Genomic DNA, 16751 nt, shown 5'->3' on the forward strand with positions numbered 1-16751 from the left:
AATGGAAACAACAAGCAACACGCAACAAAAAACAAATAACCAAAGGCGTTACATGAAATTGTCTGGTTTAGAGCCATTGGTTTTAAACGAAAACAGCAATTTTATCAATGTAGGAGAACGAACCAATGTGGCGGGATCACGAAAATTTCTTCGGTTGATTAAGGAGGAAAAATTTGATGAAGCCCTCGATATTGCGCGTCACCAAGTAGATGGAGGCGCCCAGATTATCGATATAAACTTCGATGACGGACTTATAGACGGCAAGGAAGCTATGGTGAAGTTTTTAAACCTCATTGCTGCCGAGCCCGATATTTGCCGTGTACCCATTATGATTGATAGCTCCAAATGGGAAATCATCGAAGCCGGGCTACAAGTGGTTCAGGGAAAATGTGTGGTGAATTCCATTTCCCTTAAAGAAGGTGAAGAAAAGTTTATCTGGGAAGCCAAGCAAATCCTGCGTTATGGTGCTGCAGTAATCGTTATGGCATTTGATGAAGTGGGGCAAGCCGATAATTACGAGCGCCGAATTGAAATCGCTAAACGCTCCTATGATATTTTGGTGAATAAAGTGGGGTTTCCTTCCGAAGATATTATATTCGATTTGAATATTTTTCCCGTAGCAACGGGAATGGACGAGCATCGAAAAAATGCTATTGACTTTATTGAAGCTACCCGCTGGGTGCGTGAAAATTTGCCAAATGTAAGCGTTAGTGGCGGGGTCAGTAACGTATCGTTTTCTTTCCGAGGAAATAACATTGTGCGTGAGGCCATGCACTCGGTATTTTTATACTATGCCATCCAGGCCGGTATGAATATGGGTATTGTAAACCCAGCGATGTTGGAGGTTTATGACGATATTCCAAAGGATTTATTAGAGCATATCGAAGACGTGATTTTAGACCGTCGCGATGATGCCACCGAACGATTATTGGAATTTGCCGAAACCGTTAAAGGCAGCAAAGCTGAAAAAACGGTGGATTTGTCTTGGCGTGAAAATCCGTTACAAGACCGCATTACACATGCTTTGGTAAAAGGCATCGATGCATATATTATTGAGGATGTAGAGCAGGCGAGGCAAGAGGCCGATAAACCTATTGAAGTTATTGAAGGCCATTTAATGATAGGTATGGATGTAGTGGGCGATTTGTTCGGTGCCGGAAAAATGTTTTTGCCACAAGTGGTAAAATCGGCGCGAGTGATGAAAAAAGCCGTGGCTTATCTCAATCCGTTTATTGAAGCCGAAAAATCAGATAAATCAGAGCCTGTTGGTAAAATACTCATGGCCACCGTAAAAGGCGATGTGCACGATATTGGTAAAAACATTGTTAGCGTGGTATTGGCCTGCAACAACTATGAGATTGTTGATTTGGGCGTTATGGTGCCGCCAGAAAAAATTATTGAAACTGCCATTAAAGAGCGTGTGGATGCCATTGGGCTGTCGGGATTAATTACGCCATCGCTGGACGAAATGGTGTACCTCGCCAAAGAAATGCAACGCCAAAAGTTCGAGTTGCCTCTGCTTATTGGTGGGGCTACAACCTCAAAAGCGCACACGGCCGTAAAAATAGATACGCAATACCAAAATGCAGTAGTTCACGTTAACGATGCATCGAGAGCGGTCACCGTTGTGGGCGATTTGCTGAATAAAAGAACATCGCACGAGTACGTGGCGAAATTGAAAAAGGATTACGATGAATTCCGAACTAAGTTTTTAAAACGAGGAAAAGAGAAATCGTATATCTCTATTGAGGAAGCCCGTAAAAGAAAATATAAAATTGACTGGGAAGCGGCTGAAATAGTGAAGCCCAACGAAATGGGCGTTCAAATGTTGAAGCAGCTCAGTTTAAAAGAATTGTTGCCGTTTATTGATTGGAGTCCGTTTTTTAGAAGCTGGGACTTACACGGTAAATTTCCCGATATTTTAACCGACGAGGTGGTGGGCGAACAAGCAACTATTATGTACAACGAAGCCCAAGTGATGATTGAACAAATCATTGCTAAGCAATCGTTAAAACCTAAAGCGGTGTTTGGTCTGTTTGAAGCGAATACCATTAACGACGATGATATTTCGGTAAAGAAAAAGGGCAAGGAAATCGCTGTGTTTAGAACGCTTCGCCAACAATTAAGCAAACGCGAAGGCGTGCCTAACCATGCATTGGCCGATTTTATTGCGCCAGAGGAAAGTGGTAAAACCGATTATATCGGCGCATTTTGCGTAGGTATTTTTGGAGCACAGGAATTGGCCGATAGCTACAAAGCAAAACAAGACGATTATAACGCCATTATGGCCCAAGCGATTGCTGACAGATTTGCTGAAGCTTTTGCCGAATATTTGCATCAACAAATACGTACCAAACATTGGGGCTACGCACCAAATGAAGATTTGAGCAACGACGAACTCATAAAGGAAAGCTACAAAGGTATCCGTCCGGCACCAGGTTATCCGGCGTGCCCAGATCATTTGGAAAAAGAAACCATTTGGGACTTGCTGGAGGTTGAAAAAATTATTGGTGTAAAGCTTACCGAAAGTTTAGCCATGTGGCCGGCAGCGGCGGTGTCAGGGTATTATTTTGCCAATCCAGAAGCGAAGTATTTTGGGCTGGGTAAAATTACCGACGACCAAGTTATCGATTATGCCAACAGAAAGGGTATTGAAAAGGAGGTAGCCAGAAAATGGTTGCATGCCAATATTGCCGATTAAACAAGCCCCTCCTAAACTCCCCAAAAGGGAGGAATAGAACGCTTAACATTAGGTCGTGTAAAACGAAATAAGAAGAGAATTAAACATATAAAAAAATAAGACCCTTTAAATCCCTTCCTTTGGAGGGGCTAGGGGAGGCCAAATGAAAGTAACAGACCATATAAAAAACGCCAACGGAAAAACCTTGTTTTCGTTTGAAGTGATACCACCAAAAAAAGGAACCAATATTCAGGATTTGTATGATAATATTGATCCCTTAATGGAATTTAAACCACCGTTTATTGATGTAACCACCTCGCGTGAGGAGTATGTTTATGTTGATAAAGGCAATGGACTTTTAGATAAACGCATTACCCGCATGCGGCCGGGTACTGTAGGTATTTGCGCATCGATTATGCACAAATACCAGATTGATGCGATACCGCATTTATTGTGCGGTGGTTTCACAAAAGAAGAAACCGAATATGTGTTGGTGGATTGTCATTATTTAGGTATTGACAATGTGGTGGCTTTACGGGGAGATGCCAGAAAGGATGAACCTTATTTTGTGCCAACCAAAGGCGGCAATGCTTATGCCAGCGAATTAGTCGAGCAAATCAATAGCTTGAATAACGGTAAGTATTTGCATGACGATGTAGAGATTGAGCATAATTATGATTTCTGTATTGGTGTGGCCGGATACCCCGAAAAGCACATGGAAGCGCCAAGTCTGGTAACCGATTTAAAACGCTTAAAGGCTAAGGTTGATGCCGGAGCCGATTATGTGGTAACCCAAATGTTCTTCGATAATAAAAAATATTTCGAGTTTGTTGATAAGGCCAGAGAAGTAGGGATTACCGTACCGATTATCCCGGGAATTAAGCCTATTGCGGTAAAACGTCACCTTCAAATTTTACCCCAAGTGTTTAAAATAGATTTACCGCAAGATTTGATTGATGCCGTAGAAGATTGTAAAGATAACAAGGCCGTGAGACAAGTGGGTATTGAATTTGCCATTCAGCAATCGAAGGAATTGAAAGATGCTGGTGTGCCGTTTTTGCATTATTATTCCATGGGAAAAAGTGATAATATAAAGGCTATAGCCTCGGCGTTATTTTAAATATTCCGTTACAATTAGCCCCAAATTTTAGTTTTATGCGGTCTTTTTTAACCTACATGATGTTACTGGTTTCAGTATTGGTTTTTTCCCAGGAGAAGCAGCATAATTCGTATGTGGATGTCAATTATTTCTACGGAAATATCGCATTGCATAACAATGAAATTCTACATTTAATTCAGGGGCATCCCGAAGGAAGTATTATTGGCTGGAACAAAAAAACGTACGGTTTTAACGAATGGGAGCAGCGTTTCAATTTTCCTGATTATGGCGTGTCTTTTGCCTATCAGGATCTGAAAAATGAGGTTTTGGGGAATAACTATTCCCTGTACGCACATTACAATTTTTATTTCTTCAAAAGAAATTTAATGTTTAGGGTGGGGCAAGGTTTGGCGTATAATACCAATCCGTACCACAAAGAAACCAATTTTAAAAACGTGGCTTTTGGCTCGAAATTCATGAGCAGTACTTATGTGATGCTCAATTACAAAAAAGAACGTCTTTTTGATAGGTTAGGGCTTCAGGCAGGATTTTCACTCATTCATTATTCCAACGCCAATGTAAAGTCTCCAAATAATGGCACTAATTCGATTACTTTTAACGTGGGATTGAATTATAGTTTGGATGATACCGATTTATTTTATCAGGATGATTTAGATAAAAAAGCCGATCAAGAGTTTTCAGAGCCCATTAAATATAATTTGGTATTTCGAAGTGGTATTAATGAAAGCGATGTGGTTGGCAGCGGACAGTTTGCTATGTATGTGGCCTCTGCTTACGCCGATAAGCGCATTAATAAAACCAGTGCACTGCAATTGGGGACCGACGTGTTTTTTTCCAACTTTTTGAAGGAACTCATTTATTATGAAAGTGTGGCTTTTCCTGAAAAAGAGGTGTCGGGCGATGAGGATTACAAACGAGTTGGTGTTTTTGCTGGGCACGAATTGTTTATCAATAAAATGTCGTTACTTACCCAATTGGGCTATTATGTGTATTATCCATTCGATTTTGAAGGTCGGGTTTACACGCGTTTGGGGTTAAAACGCTATTTTGGTGAAAAGTGGTTTGGTACGTTAAGTTTAAAATCGCATGGAGCAAAAGCTGAAGGTGTGGAATTTGGAATTGGTGTACGATTGTAAAATGAAGAAAATAATTTACATATTCTGTGTATTTCTTTTGTTTTCCTGCGATAGTGGAAACACAGGCGATTGTTTTCAAACTTTGGGTAAAATCATACAGATTGAAGTCCCGCTTCCTTCTTTTGAAAAAATTTTGGTGAATCGCGATGTTGAATTGGTTATCACCCAAGGCGCAGAACAAAAAGTCATCATTGAAACAGGAAAGAATTTAATGAATGATGTGGTAGCTGAGGTGATTGAAAACCGATTGGTTTTAACCAATAACAATTCCTGTAATTATATACGTGATTACGGGATAACGAAAGTATTTGTAACCGCGCCCAATCTAACCGAAATTAGAAGTTCTACCCAGTACGATATCAGTTCAAACGGTGTTTTAACTTACCCGAGCCTGACTTTGTTTTCTGAAGATTTTGGTGCGCCAGATACCTTCAATGTGGGCGATTTTAGATTGAATTTGAACAATGAAAACTTGACTGTAGTTTTCAATAATCTTTCGGTGTGCTACGTTAAAGGCGAAACCGAAAACTTGAGTATCAATTTTGCAGCCGGGAACGCGCGTTTTGAAGGCAGAAATCTAACAGCGCAAAAGGTGAATGTAAACAACCGAAGTTCAAACGATATGGTTGTAAACCCACAACAGGAATTAACAGGTGTTATTCGGGGTGTGGGTAATGTCATATCTGTCAATCAACCCCCATTAATCAATGTCGATGAGCTTTACAAAGGCCGATTAATTTTTGAATAATTCTACAGCTTGTTTTGCAATTTCCAATTCTTCATTGGTTGGTATAACCAAAGTTTTAACTTTAGCCCTCTTTGCACTAATATCGTGAAGGGTTTTAGTGCGAATTTGGTTTTTGTCCTCGTCAATTTCAATGCCTAAAAAGTCGAGGTCTTTGCAAACCAACTTGCGCATAACATCGCAATTCTCACCAATGCCCGCAGTAAAAACAATAGCATCCAAGCCGTTTAAAATGGCGGTATAGCTTCCTATATATTTTTTTATGCGGTAAGCATTCATTTGCAGTGCTAATTGGCAACTTTTGTCGCCGCGTTCTGCTTTTGTCAGAATATCCCTTAAGTCACTGTAGCCCGTTAGTCCAAACATGCCGCTTTCTTTTAGTAAAAGAGTTTCAATGTCTCTTAAGCTATAATTTAGGTTTTTAGATAAATGGAAAATAACGGCGGGGTCGATATCGCCACTACGCGTTCCCATAATTAACCCGTTAAGAGGGGTAAGCCCCATGGAATGGTCTATACTTTTACCGTCTTTTATGGCGGTCACGCTACAGCCATTACCTAAATGGATGGTAATAATTTTCGATTGTTTTTTTCCGAGATACTCAATCGCTTTTTCAGAAACATATTTGTGGCTGGTGCCATGAAATCCGTACAAACGTATTTTGTGTTTCGTGAAAAGTGTTTCGGGTATGGCATACCTAAATACATGCTCAGGGATGGTTTGATGAAATGCGGTATCGAAAATGGCAGCTTGTTTAGCATTTGGGAAAACCGTTTCGGCTACTTTAATGCCTTCAAAGTTTGCAGGGTTGTGCAAAGGTGCTAAACTCGATAACTCATTTATTTGTTCTTTTACAGTGGAATCTATTTGAGTAGTTTTATCAAACAAAGCCCCACCTTGAACTACACGGTGACCAACAATGTCAATGTCCTCTTTCGATTTGATGATTCCCGTTTCAGAATCTAATAGTTGTTTTGAAAGTAGTTTGAGGCCTTTTTTATGGTTTAAAATAGGTGTTTCCAATTCGATGCTATTATCGGTTGTTCTATAAACGAATCTAGCATCATTCATACCAATTCGTTCAATTAATCCCGAACAAAGAATACGCTCTTCGGGCATTGAAAACAATTGAAATTTTATGGACGAACTTCCTGAGTTTAAAACGAGTACTTGCATGTTTAGAGGTCTTGAGCTTGAATGGCGGTTATAATTACGGTGCTGTAAATATCATCTGCCGTACAACCACGGCTTAAGTCGTTAACAGGTTTGTTGAGGCCTTGTAGCATGGGGCCAATGGCCAGTGCTCCGGTTTCACGTTGCACAGCTTTATAGGTGTTGTTCCCCGTGTTGAGGTCTGGGAAAATCAAAACACTGGCTTGCCCTGCCACTTCAGAGTTTGGAAGTTTGCTTTTTCCAATGCGCATATCTACAGCTGCATCATATTGAATGGGGCCTTCAATTTTTAGTTCTGGGGCTTTTTCTTTTGCTATTTCTGTAGCTTGACGCACTTTGTCAACATCTTCGCCTTTTCCAGATGCACCCGAAGAATACGATAACATGGCCACTTTGGGTTCTACCCCAAAATTTAGTGCCGTTTGCGCTGAAGAAATTGCAATTTCTGCTAGCTGTTCGGCATTGGGGTTAGGGTTTATGGCGCAATCGCCAAAAATAGATACGCGGTCTTCCAAGCACATGAAGAATACCGAAGAAACAATGTTTACACCAGGTTTGGTTTTTATAAACTGTAAAGCCGGACGCAAAGTGTGGGCGGTGGTATGCACAGCACCCGATACCATACCGTCGGCATGCCCTTTATGAATCATCATAGTGGCAAAGTAAGATACATCGGCCATGGCATCTCTGGCCATGTCTAGATTTACGTTTTTATGTTTTCTGAGTTCATAAAAGGTGTTAACATAATCTTCAAAGTGAGAAGAATTGGTGGGAGATACCACGTTAACATCTTCTAAATTTAATGGGATATCTTGTTTTTCTATGATTTCTCTAATTTTATCCTTTTCACCAATTAAGGTCAAATCGACCACATGGGCGTGAATTAACCGTGCAGCAGCTCGCAGCACACGCTCGTCGTAGCCTTCGGGTAAAACAATGTGCTTTTTGTCTTTTAAAGCGCGTTGCAGCAGATTGTATTGGAACATCCTCGGAGTGAAAATACCCGATTTGTGTGTAATGAGATCGTTAGCTAATTTATCGGTATTAATATGTTTTTCGAAAGTTTCAATAGAGGTGTTTATCTTTTCGATGTTTTCGGCGTAAATCCTCGATTTTATTTTTCCGATGGTATTGGTAGTTGAAAACGTACCGCTTTTTACACTAATTATGGGCACCACGCTTGATAGTCCTTCAATGAGACGTAAAATAGGGTCTTCTGGGATTAGCCCGCCAGTTAAAACAATACCCGATATTTTAGGGTAGTTTTTCGAAATATTAGCCTGAAGTGCCCCCAAAATTATATCGGCACGGTCGCCAGGGGTAATTACCAATGCGTTTTCTTTTAAATGGATTAAATAATTCCGCAATTGCATAGCGCCAACACTGTAGCTTTCGGCTTGGTTGTTAATCATGTCCTTTCCAAAAAGAAGTTCGCCGTTAAGCGTTTTTACGATTTCTTTGATGGTTGGGCTGGCCAAACTGCCAATTTTAGGAATGACGTTGATTTCGGTGCCGCCGTTGATTCTTGACTTCAAAAGAGATTTTAAAGATGAAATATCATCAGGGTTTATTTTGTTGGCCATAATGGAAAGCACGTCCACTTCTTCCTTAAAAGCATCGTGTGCCAACTGCACGTGGTCAACAACTTCCGAAACCATTTTGCCATCGCCCTGGCAAACAATAATTACGGGAAGCCCAAGGTTTTTTGAAATGAGTAGATTGATGTCGAGTTCTAAACTGGAATTTTCATGCGAAAAATCGGTGCCTTCAACCAAAACGAAATCAAAATGCTCTTCAAGATATTTGTATTTTTTGATGATTTCGTCAATAACATCCCCAGCTTTTCCTCTGTTATAAAGGTTTAATACTTCGTTTCGCGTAAATGCAAAGGTTTTTTTATAATTGAGGTCAATTTCAAAATGTGAAATAACGGTGTTAATATGGTTGTCCATTTCGCCATCTTCGGTATCTTCAATAATGGGTCTAAAATAGCCCACTTTGGCCGTTTTGCCCAAAAGCATGCGCATTAAGCCCAATACAATTACCGATTTTCCACTGTTGGGTTCTAATGTGGCAACATAAATTCCTTTGCTCATTTTTTTAATTTTTTATTTGAAAACAACATTTTATTTAACTTGTTGTTGCAAAATTAGCCTGTGCGTTTGGGGTTAATGATGATAAATATCATACTTGCATTTAATTTGACGTTAAATCCCTAAAAAGTGACTCCAAGCTCGCATTTTTTTGATTGAGTTGAAGGATTTTCAATTGGTTGTCGTGTGCAAAATCGAACACGTGCGAACGCATATCTTCTTCGGTTTTAAAGGTGATTTCGTAAACAAAACCATAGGTGTTCACCACTTGTTTTACTTTTGGGAGTTTTAACAAAAAGGCATCTTCCACCCGATAATCGAACTCTACAATCACCACTTGCTCTTTTTCGTCGCGTATATCTTTCAGTTTTTTGTCGGCCACAATTTCACCTTTGTTGATAATGATAACGCGGTCGCACATGGCCTCAACTTCCTGCATAATATGTGTAGATAGGAAAACGGTTTTTGTTTTTCCGATGGATTTTATCAAATTCCTAATATCGATAAGTTGGTTTGGGTCGAGTCCCGTGGTGGGCTCATCTAGAATCAGCACATCTGGGTCGTGCAGCAATGCATTCGCCAATCCCACACGCTGGCGATAGCCTTTTGAAAGTTGACCAATTTTTTTGTGGGCTTCGGGAGTAAGCCCCGTGAGTTCAATCACTTCTTCAATGCGGTGTTTGTTCACCCTGTATATATTCGCGTTAAACGCCAAGTACTCCTTTATATATAAATCTAAATAAAGCGGGTTGTGCTCTGGTAAGTAGCCCACACTTTGCTGTACCTGTTTGGTGTTTTGGGTTACATCATGTCCGTTCACCTTGGTTTCCCCAGTGTCGGCATTAAGGAAAGTGGTCAATATTTTCATCATGGTCGATTTTCCGGCACCGTTTGGCCCTAAAAAACCAACTATTTCTGGTGTATCAACGGTAAAGGATATGTTGTTCAATGCTATTTGTTTTCCGTATAATTTTGAAACGCCAGCTACTTCAATAGACATATTTAAAATTGTTTCTTCAAAAATAATGATTATCTAACGCAAAGTAGCGTTTACCTAAAAATCTTTAAAACTTTTGAAAAAATCGAAAAAAAGATTTTATTGTGTTTTTATTTCTTAAAATAATATTTACTTTAGCGGCGTAATTATGACAACAACAGTTTATTATACATATTTTAACAACTATTTCTTTTTTAGCGGAAGAAACGAGGCGTTGTATGTATAATTTATAAGCATAAATTTGAATATGAGTCTCGATGAAAATCGGGACTTTTTTTTGTCAACAAGTGGTTGAAATTTTTAAACTGAATATTAAAAACAAATAAACGAAAACTGTGATAAAAACGGTGGCTATACAGGGAATTAAAGGGTCTTTTCATCATATTGTGTCGCAGCAATTTTTTGAAAATCCGGTGGACTGTATCGATTGTTTAACTTTCGATAGGGTGGTAGATTCTTTGATAACGGGCGAAAGCGATGCGGCGGTTATGGCTCTGGAGAATTCTATTGCAGGATCAATAATCCCCAACTATGCGCTTATCGATAAGTACAAATTGCATATTGTGGGCGAGCATTATTTGGATATTCAGCACAATTTAATGGCCTGGCCTGGACAAAGTATAGACGATATTAAAGAAGTGTACTCGCACCCTATGGCTTTGTTGCAGTGCAAGGAGTTTTTTAAACAGCATCCGCATATTAAGTTGGTAGAGGATAAAGATACCGCTGAAGTGGCAGAACGTATCCGAAAGCAGGAATTAAAAGGCATCGGTGCCATTGCAAGCGTCACCGCCGCCGAGATTTTTGAGTTGGATATTTTAGCGCACAGCATACAAACCATCAAGCACAACGAAACCCGTTTTGTAATTGTAAAACGTGTAAATTCTGAAGTGCCGGAAAACGAAATCAACAAAGCGTCGGTTAAGTTTGAGGCCAACCACAAGCGAGGTAGTTTAGCAACTATTTTGAACGTAATGAGTGATTGCCGATTGAATTTAACCAAAATCCAATCCCTGCCCATTGTGGAAACGCCATGGAAATATGCCTTTTTTGTTGATGTAACATTCGAAACGTACACCGATTTCAAAAAAGCAAAATCGTTGATAGATATAATGGCCGAAGGCTTTAAAGTTTTAGGTGAATATAAAAACGCCAAGTTATGATAGAGGTAGCTAACCGGTTACAGACCGTTGAGGAATACTACTTTTCTAAAAAGTTAAGGGAAGTAAATTTGCTGATTGCAAACGGTAAGCCCGTAATCAATTTAGGTATTGGTAGCCCCGATTTACAACCGCCGCAAAAGGTGATTGATGAGATAATGGAAAGTTTTAAAAATCCTTCCGCGCACAAATACCAAAGCTACCAAGGGTTGCCGGAGTTGAGGGATGCGATGGCCAAATTCTACAAGTCGAATTTTTCGGTGAATTTGAGCCCGGCTACCGAAATACTGCCTTTAATGGGCAGCAAGGAAGGTATTATGCACATTTCTATGGCCTACCTAAATGAAGGCGATGAGGTGTTGATCCCTAATCCGGGATACCCCACTTACCAATCGGTAACGAAATTGGTTGGAGCAAAGGGCGTACTTTACGAATTGGACGAGGCCAATAATTGGATGCCCGATTTCGAAGCTTTGGAAAAACAAGATCTAAGCAAAGTGAAGCTTATGTGGGTAAATTACCCGCACATGCCAACTGGAGCCAACCCAACCGAAACCTTGTTTGAAGATTTGGTGGCTTTCGGTAAGCGTAACAATATTTTAATTGTAAACGACAACCCGTATAGTTTCATTTTGAACAATTCGCCTAAAAGTATTTTGAGTGTTGAAGGCGCAAAAGAGGTGTGTTTAGAGCTTAATTCGTTGAGTAAAACTTTCAATATGGCGGGTTGGCGCGTAGGTATGGTAGTTGGCGATAGCACCCATATCAGCAATATTTTAAAAGTGAAGAGTAATATGGACTCGGGTATGTTTTACGGCATACAAAAAGGAGCGATTGAGGCATTAAAATGTTCCAATATGTGGTTCGCTACATTGAATAATGTGTACCAAGAACGTCGTCAGTTGGTTTGGAAATTGGCCGATGCACTTAATTGCACCTACGACAAAAATGCCTCTGGGTTATTTGTTTGGGCCAAGTTGCCAGCATACTTAAAGTCCGAAGAGTTTATCGATTTGGTGTTAAAGGAAAACCACATTTTCATAACACCGGGAACCATTTTCGGAACAAAAGGGGAAGGCTACATTAGGTTTTCGTTGTGCGCCCCAACCGAAGTTTTGGAAGAAGCTATTGAAAGAGTGTCGTAAAGTTGGCTGTATTCAGTTTACAGTTTCAGTAACAGTAAGCAGTATTTAAGATGATATTTAAAAAAGGAGTAAATAACAAAAATAACACACCCGAGTAAGAGTTCCCCCTTCGGGGACTAGGGGGCTTATTATGAAAAATATATACGCAATAGGAGTTGGATTAATAGGTGGAAGCTTGGCTATCGACATCAAAAAGAATGACCCCAGTGTGGTAATTCATGGTGTAAGTAGAAAGGAATCGACGCTAGATGAAGCTTTGCGACTAAAGCTAATCGATAAAAAAGCCGCCTTAGATGATATTGAGCATGCCGATTTGGTCATCATCTCCATTCCTGTTGATGCTACGGTTAAGCTATTGCCAACGGTTTTAGATAAAATTCCCGACACGGCATTGGTGGTCGATGCGGGGTCAACAAAAGTAGACATTTGCAGGGCAGTTGAAAATCACCCAAAGCGAAGAAACTTTTTGGCGATGCATCCCATAGCAGGAACGGAGCATTCGGGACCAAGTGCAGCCATGGAAGGACTTTTTGTTGGAAAGACAAACATAGTTTGCGAGGTCGAAAAAACCACTTTCAAACTACAGGAAAAGGCATTGAAATTATTCACCGATATTGGAATGCGAATTCGTTATATGAACCCAGAAGCTCACGATAAACATATCGCTTACGTATCGCACCTATCGCACATCAGTTCGTTTATGCTGGGCAAAACGGTGATTGAAAAGGAAAAAAACGAACGCGATATTTTCGATATGGCGGGAAGTGGATTTGCATCAACGGTGCGTTTGGCAAAAAGTTCGCCCGAAATGTGGACGCCTATTTTCCGACAGAATAAAATGAACGTTATAGAAACGTTAGACGAGTACATCTCCAACCTGTCGCATTTTAAGGAGATGATGGAGGAAGATGATTTTGAGGGCGTTTTTAACGAAATGAAAAACACAAATCATATAAAAGATATTTTAAACGGAATACATTAACAGCAAATACCAATATTTAAAATCCTAAATTCCAACTGTAGATTTTGGGATTTGGAATTTAAAAATTGAATTTTTATTAGAATTATGGAAAACACAAAAGAAATGAGAGCATGGTTAGATGATTTAAAACTAGATCATCCATTAGTAGTAGCAGGACCATGTAGCGCCGAAACCGAAGAGCAGGTTTTAAAAATAGCCCACGAGCTAAAGGATACCGATGTAAATTATTTTAGAGCTGGTATCTGGAAACCAAGAACCCGCCCTGGAAACTTTGAAGGCGTTGGAGCTTTAGGATTGAAGTGGTTGCAAAAAGTAAAGGCCGAAACCGGTATGAAAGTATGTACCGAGGTGGCTAATGCAGCACACGTTAAATTGGCTTTAGAGCACGATATCGATATGCTTTGGATTGGAGCACGTTCTACAGTGAGCCCTTTCATTATGCAAGAAATTGCCGATGCACTTGAAGGTACCGATAAGCCAGTATTGATCAAGAACCCGGTAAACCCAGATCTATCTTTGTGGTTGGGTGGTATTGAAAGAATCTACTCTTCAGGAGTAAAAAATATTGGAGCGATCCACAGAGGATTCTCTACTTACGAAAAAACGAAATACAGAAACAATCCAGAGTGGCAATTGGCTATCGAGTTTCAAAATAAATACCCCGATATTCCTTTGATTAACGATCCGTCGCACATTACAGGAAAGCGCGATATGATTTTTGATGTATCGCAAACAGCATTGGATTTGAATTTCGATGGATTGATGATTGAAACCCACTACGATCCAGATAACGCTTGGAGTGATGCTTCACAGCAGGTAACACCAAAAGCTTTGGTTCAGATCATGAAAGATTTGAAAATTAGAAAAGAGACTGATTCTGAAGCAGACTACAATAAAGCTTTAGGGCTTTTAAGAGCGCAGATTGATGTGGTTGATAACCAAATTATTGATTTGCTAGGTAAGCGTATGAAAGCTGCCGATGGCATTGGAACCCTTAAAAAAGAGAAAAATGTAGCGGTATTACAATCTAAACGTTGGAACGAAATTTTAGGTAAAATGGTATTGGAAGGTGAGCAACACGGTTTAAGTGAAGAGTTCATTTTAAAAATGTTCAAAGCCATTCACCAAGAATCGATCAATCACCAAGAGAAGATTATTAACGGATAATAATTTTCTGTAAAACTAAAAAAAGCCTCGCAATCACGAGGCTTTTTTAGTTTCCGAAAAAAGTGTTACTGTTTATTTCGTTTAAAAATATATCGGGTTATAAAAATACCTTGATTATCACCTTTTCCAGCACTTTCAACTGCACTGCTTACAAAAGCAAGTTCCCAACCTTCGGCAATCATGGTGTTGATTTTTGAAGTAATTATAGCATCATTGGCAGCTATGTTTTGAAAACGGATGCCGCCAATGTTAAAGAAGTTTAGTAGTTTGGTTTCATCAAAATCCTTTACCCTAATTTCGCTCCTGTCAGATTTATTTCGTGAATTGTCATCTTCGGTTTGGGTTGTGGTAAATTCTTTGTAATTTTTCTCTTCGTTGGCGCTAATTATTCTTGAGCGCCCTAAGCCATTCGGTACTATAGATTCTACACTCGTTACAACTTTGTACTCCACTTGTGCATGGGTTTCAATAAAAAAAAATAAAGAAACAGTTAATAAAATTAAAATTTTTTTCATGTTGTTGATTTTTGATTTGAAATTAAGCTTCAAATATATGTGCATTCGTACAAAAAAAATAATTATTTTAAATTACTTTTGAAAAAAATATGACGGGACGCGTTTATAAATCTACAGGGAGTTGGTACACGGTAAAAACCGAGTTGGGCAAAACGTACGAGTGCCGCATAAAAGGAAAATTCCGCATAAAAGGTATTAAAAGCACCAACCCCATTGCTGTTGGTGATGTAGTAGATTTTGAGTTGGAAGTGGACAACAACCAAGAATCTGGCATTATCCATCACATTCAAGACCGAAAAAATTATATCGTCCGCAAATCGGTGAACCTGTCCAAACAAACCCACGTTATTGCAGCTAATTTGGATATGGTTTTTTTGATGATAACCATAAACAATCCGCCCACCTTAACCAGTTTTATTGACCGATTTTTGGTCACGGCCGAAGCTTATTCAGTAAAAACCGTTTTGCTCTTCAATAAAGTAGATGCGTACGATCCAGACACCCTTGATGAAGTACGGTATCTGGCGCATGTTTACCGAAAAATTGGCTATGAGTGTATTGGGGTTTCGGCCAAAACGGGAAAGAATATCGATAAGGTAAAAGCCTTGATGCGGGATAAAGTGAGTATGTTTTCGGGGCATTCGGGCGTGGGGAAATCGACCTTGGTAAATGCCATCGAACCCAATTTAAACTTAAAGACCAAAGAAATTTCGTCCCAACATATGCAAGGGCAACACACCACCACTTTTGCCGAAATGTTCGATTTAAGTTTCGGGGCCAAAATTATCGATACGCCAGGTATAAAAGGATTCGGTATTGTGGATATGGACAAAGAAGAAGTGGGCGATTATTTTCCGGAGTTTTTTGCACTAAAGCAAGATTGTAAATTCAACAATTGTTTGCACATCAACGAACCCAAGTGTGCTGTTAAAAATGCTTTGGAAGAAGGCGAAGTAGAATACAGCAGATACCGTAGTTATTTGCAGATTATTGAAGGCGAAGAAGAACATTACAGAACTGATATTTGGGATAAAGAATAAATGAAAGTAGTAATACAACGAGTAACAAAAGCCAGCGTAACCATTGAAAGGCAAAAAGTAGCTTCAATCAACAACGGATTATTGATATTATTGGGTATAGTAAACGAAGATACGGCCGAAGACATTAAATGGCTATCGAACAAAATAACAAACCTCCGCATTTTTAATGATGAAAATGATGTTATGAACCGTTCTTTAAAAGACATAAATGGAGAAGCGATAGCTGTAAGTCAGTTTACATTACATGCCGCAACCAAAAAAGGAAACCGCCCCAGTTATATAAAAGCGGCCAAGCCCGATGTTGCCATTCCACTATACGAGGCCTTTGTAAAACAACTTGAAACCGATTTGGGCAAAACCGTGCAAACGGGAGAATTTGGTGCCGATATGAAAGTGGAACTTTTAAACGACGGCCCGGTTACCATCATCATCGATTCTAAAAACAAAGAGTAGTGGCTTCCGTTTTTTGGCATAGCACAGTTGGGGTAGCTTTGTCCAAATTACTGGATTCCAAAAATTCTAAATGGTTGCTTTTTGCGGCCATATTTTCAACCATTCTTTCAGATTTTGATGTATTGGCATTCCGTTTTGGGATACCTTATGGGCATCCGTTAGGCCAAAGGGTTTTTACACACTCTATTGTTTTTGCCTTGATTTGGGCTCTCATTCTCATGTTTTCCTTTGGAAAAAATAATAAGGTATTGTGGTTTGCATTATTTTTCTGTCTGCATTATCGCACGGTTTATTGGGTTCGATGACTTCAGGGGAAAGGGTGTTGGGGTCTTAATTCCTTTTGAT

15 protein-coding genes are annotated in these 16751 nt (G+C 39.6%); 11 read left to right on the plus strand and 4 right to left on the minus strand.

Annotated features, from left to right (window positions below; genetic code table 11):
- The first annotated feature begins 1 nt into the window (after nt 1).
- From metH to HC176_RS10495, 4 genes are all read left to right on the plus strand, one after another.
- Entirely contained in the window at nt 2–2701 is a 2700-nt protein-coding gene (gene metH, locus HC176_RS10480) for a methionine synthase (protein WP_167918158.1), read from the plus strand.
- A gap of 142 nt (nt 2702–2843) precedes the next feature.
- Nucleotides 2844–3800 (plus strand): methylenetetrahydrofolate reductase [NAD(P)H], encoded by a 957-nt coding sequence (gene metF / locus HC176_RS10485; RefSeq protein WP_167918159.1) that lies wholly within the window; start codon nt 2844–2846, stop codon nt 3798–3800.
- A 35-nt stretch (nt 3801–3835) separates the two neighbouring features.
- The gene (locus tag HC176_RS10490; protein WP_167918160.1) at nt 3836–4936 is read left to right on the plus strand and encodes an acyloxyacyl hydrolase; all 1101 of its coding nucleotides are present in this window, start codon (nt 3836–3838) and stop codon (nt 4934–4936) included.
- Nucleotide 4937: 1 nt separating this feature from the next.
- Complete coding sequence (locus HC176_RS10495) at nt 4938–5684, plus strand: head GIN domain-containing protein (protein ID WP_167918215.1); 747 nt, start codon at nt 4938–4940, stop codon at nt 5682–5684.
- On the opposite strand, the gene HC176_RS10500 is transcribed toward HC176_RS10495, so the two are convergent.
- The 3 genes from HC176_RS10500 to gldA all read right to left on the minus strand — a co-directional run bounded on the left by HC176_RS10500 (nt 5670) and on the right by gldA (nt 9947).
- Nucleotides 5670–6857: an acetate/propionate family kinase gene (locus tag HC176_RS10500; RefSeq protein WP_167918161.1), complete on the minus strand. Its 1188-nt coding sequence runs from the start codon at nt 6855–6857 to the stop codon at nt 5670–5672. The genes HC176_RS10495 and HC176_RS10500 overlap by 15 nt on opposite strands.
- Before the next feature lie 2 nt (nt 6858–6859).
- Nucleotides 6860–8950, minus strand: coding sequence for a phosphate acetyltransferase (gene pta, locus HC176_RS10505; RefSeq protein WP_167918162.1), 2091 nt, complete (start codon nt 8948–8950; stop codon nt 6860–6862).
- 100 nt (nt 8951–9050) lie between these two features.
- Nucleotides 9051–9947, minus strand: a complete 897-nt coding sequence (gldA, locus tag HC176_RS10510; protein ID WP_167918163.1) for a gliding motility-associated ABC transporter ATP-binding subunit GldA — start codon at nt 9945–9947, stop codon at nt 9051–9053.
- A 332-nt stretch (nt 9948–10279) separates the two neighbouring features.
- Here gldA and HC176_RS10515 point away from each other — a divergent pair, with 332 nt between their 5' ends.
- The 4 genes from HC176_RS10515 (at nt 10280) to HC176_RS10530 (ending at nt 14398) form a co-directional block, all read left to right on the plus strand.
- Nucleotides 10280–11107 carry a prephenate dehydratase domain-containing protein gene (locus tag HC176_RS10515; RefSeq protein ID WP_167918164.1) on the plus strand — a complete coding sequence of 276 codons (828 nt, stop codon included), beginning with the start codon at nt 10280–10282 and terminating at the stop codon, nt 11105–11107.
- Entirely contained in the window at nt 11104–12249 is a 1146-nt protein-coding gene (locus tag HC176_RS10520; RefSeq protein WP_167918165.1) for a pyridoxal phosphate-dependent aminotransferase, read from the plus strand. The genes HC176_RS10515 and HC176_RS10520 overlap by 4 nt, the downstream gene beginning before the upstream one ends.
- Nucleotides 12250–12379: 130 nt before the next feature.
- A complete protein-coding gene (locus tag HC176_RS10525) occupies nt 12380–13231 on the plus strand; it encodes a prephenate dehydrogenase (RefSeq protein WP_167918166.1) in 852 nt (283 codons plus the stop codon).
- 84 nt (nt 13232–13315) lie between these two features.
- Nucleotides 13316–14398, plus strand: a complete 1083-nt coding sequence (locus tag HC176_RS10530; RefSeq protein ID WP_167918167.1) for a bifunctional 3-deoxy-7-phosphoheptulonate synthase/chorismate mutase type II — start codon at nt 13316–13318, stop codon at nt 14396–14398.
- A gap of 65 nt (nt 14399–14463) precedes the next feature.
- Here HC176_RS10530 and HC176_RS10535 read toward each other — a convergent pair whose 3' ends face one another.
- Nucleotides 14464–14913: a hypothetical protein gene (locus HC176_RS10535; RefSeq protein ID WP_167918168.1), complete on the minus strand. Its 450-nt coding sequence runs from the start codon at nt 14911–14913 to the stop codon at nt 14464–14466.
- 89 nt (nt 14914–15002) lie between these two features.
- On the opposite strand from HC176_RS10535, the gene rsgA reads away from it, so the two are divergent.
- Genes rsgA through HC176_RS19980 form a run of 3 tightly spaced genes read left to right on the plus strand, consistent with a single transcriptional unit; the run spans nt 15003 to nt 16711 of the window.
- Nucleotides 15003–15953, plus strand: coding sequence for a ribosome small subunit-dependent GTPase A (rsgA, locus tag HC176_RS10540; RefSeq protein WP_167918169.1), 951 nt, complete (start codon nt 15003–15005; stop codon nt 15951–15953).
- Entirely contained in the window at nt 15954–16406 is a 453-nt protein-coding gene (gene dtd / locus HC176_RS10545; protein WP_167918170.1) for a D-aminoacyl-tRNA deacylase, read from the plus strand. It abuts the gene before it with no gap.
- Nucleotides 16406–16711 carry a metal-dependent hydrolase gene (locus tag HC176_RS19980; protein WP_342448684.1) on the plus strand — a complete coding sequence of 102 codons (306 nt, stop codon included), beginning with the start codon at nt 16406–16408 and terminating at the stop codon, nt 16709–16711. Before dtd ends, HC176_RS19980 begins: the two co-directional genes overlap by 1 nt.
- Nucleotides 16712–16751 lie beyond the last annotated feature (40 nt).

The organism is Tamlana crocina (assembly GCF_012037625.1).

Excerpts from the sequence above, each read along its gene's own strand:
- metH (WP_167918158.1), top strand. The coding sequence starts at position 2 with ATGGAAACAACAAGCAACACGCAACAAAAAACAAATAACCAAAGGCGT.
- metF (WP_167918159.1), top strand. The coding sequence starts at position 2,844 with ATGAAAGTAACAGACCATATAAAAAACGCCAACGGAAAAACCTTGTTT.
- HC176_RS10490 (WP_167918160.1), top strand. The coding sequence starts at position 3,836 with ATGCGGTCTTTTTTAACCTACATGATGTTACTGGTTTCAGTATTGGTT.
- HC176_RS10495 (WP_167918215.1), top strand. The coding sequence starts at position 4,938 with ATGAAGAAAATAATTTACATATTCTGTGTATTTCTTTTGTTTTCCTGC.
- HC176_RS10500 (WP_167918161.1), bottom strand. The coding sequence starts at position 6,857 with ATGCAAGTACTCGTTTTAAACTCAGGAAGTTCGTCCATAAAATTTCAA.
- pta (WP_167918162.1), bottom strand. The coding sequence starts at position 8,950 with ATGAGCAAAGGAATTTATGTTGCCACATTAGAACCCAACAGTGGAAAA.
- gldA (WP_167918163.1), bottom strand. The coding sequence starts at position 9,947 with ATGTCTATTGAAGTAGCTGGCGTTTCAAAATTATACGGAAAACAAATA.
- HC176_RS10520 (WP_167918165.1), top strand. The coding sequence starts at position 11,104 with ATGATAGAGGTAGCTAACCGGTTACAGACCGTTGAGGAATACTACTTT.
- HC176_RS10525 (WP_167918166.1), top strand. The coding sequence starts at position 12,380 with ATGAAAAATATATACGCAATAGGAGTTGGATTAATAGGTGGAAGCTTG.
- HC176_RS10530 (WP_167918167.1), top strand. The coding sequence starts at position 13,316 with ATGGAAAACACAAAAGAAATGAGAGCATGGTTAGATGATTTAAAACTA.
- HC176_RS10535 (WP_167918168.1), bottom strand. The coding sequence starts at position 14,913 with ATGAAAAAAATTTTAATTTTATTAACTGTTTCTTTATTTTTTTTTATT.
- rsgA (WP_167918169.1), top strand. The coding sequence starts at position 15,003 with ATGACGGGACGCGTTTATAAATCTACAGGGAGTTGGTACACGGTAAAA.
- dtd (WP_167918170.1), top strand. The coding sequence starts at position 15,954 with ATGAAAGTAGTAATACAACGAGTAACAAAAGCCAGCGTAACCATTGAA.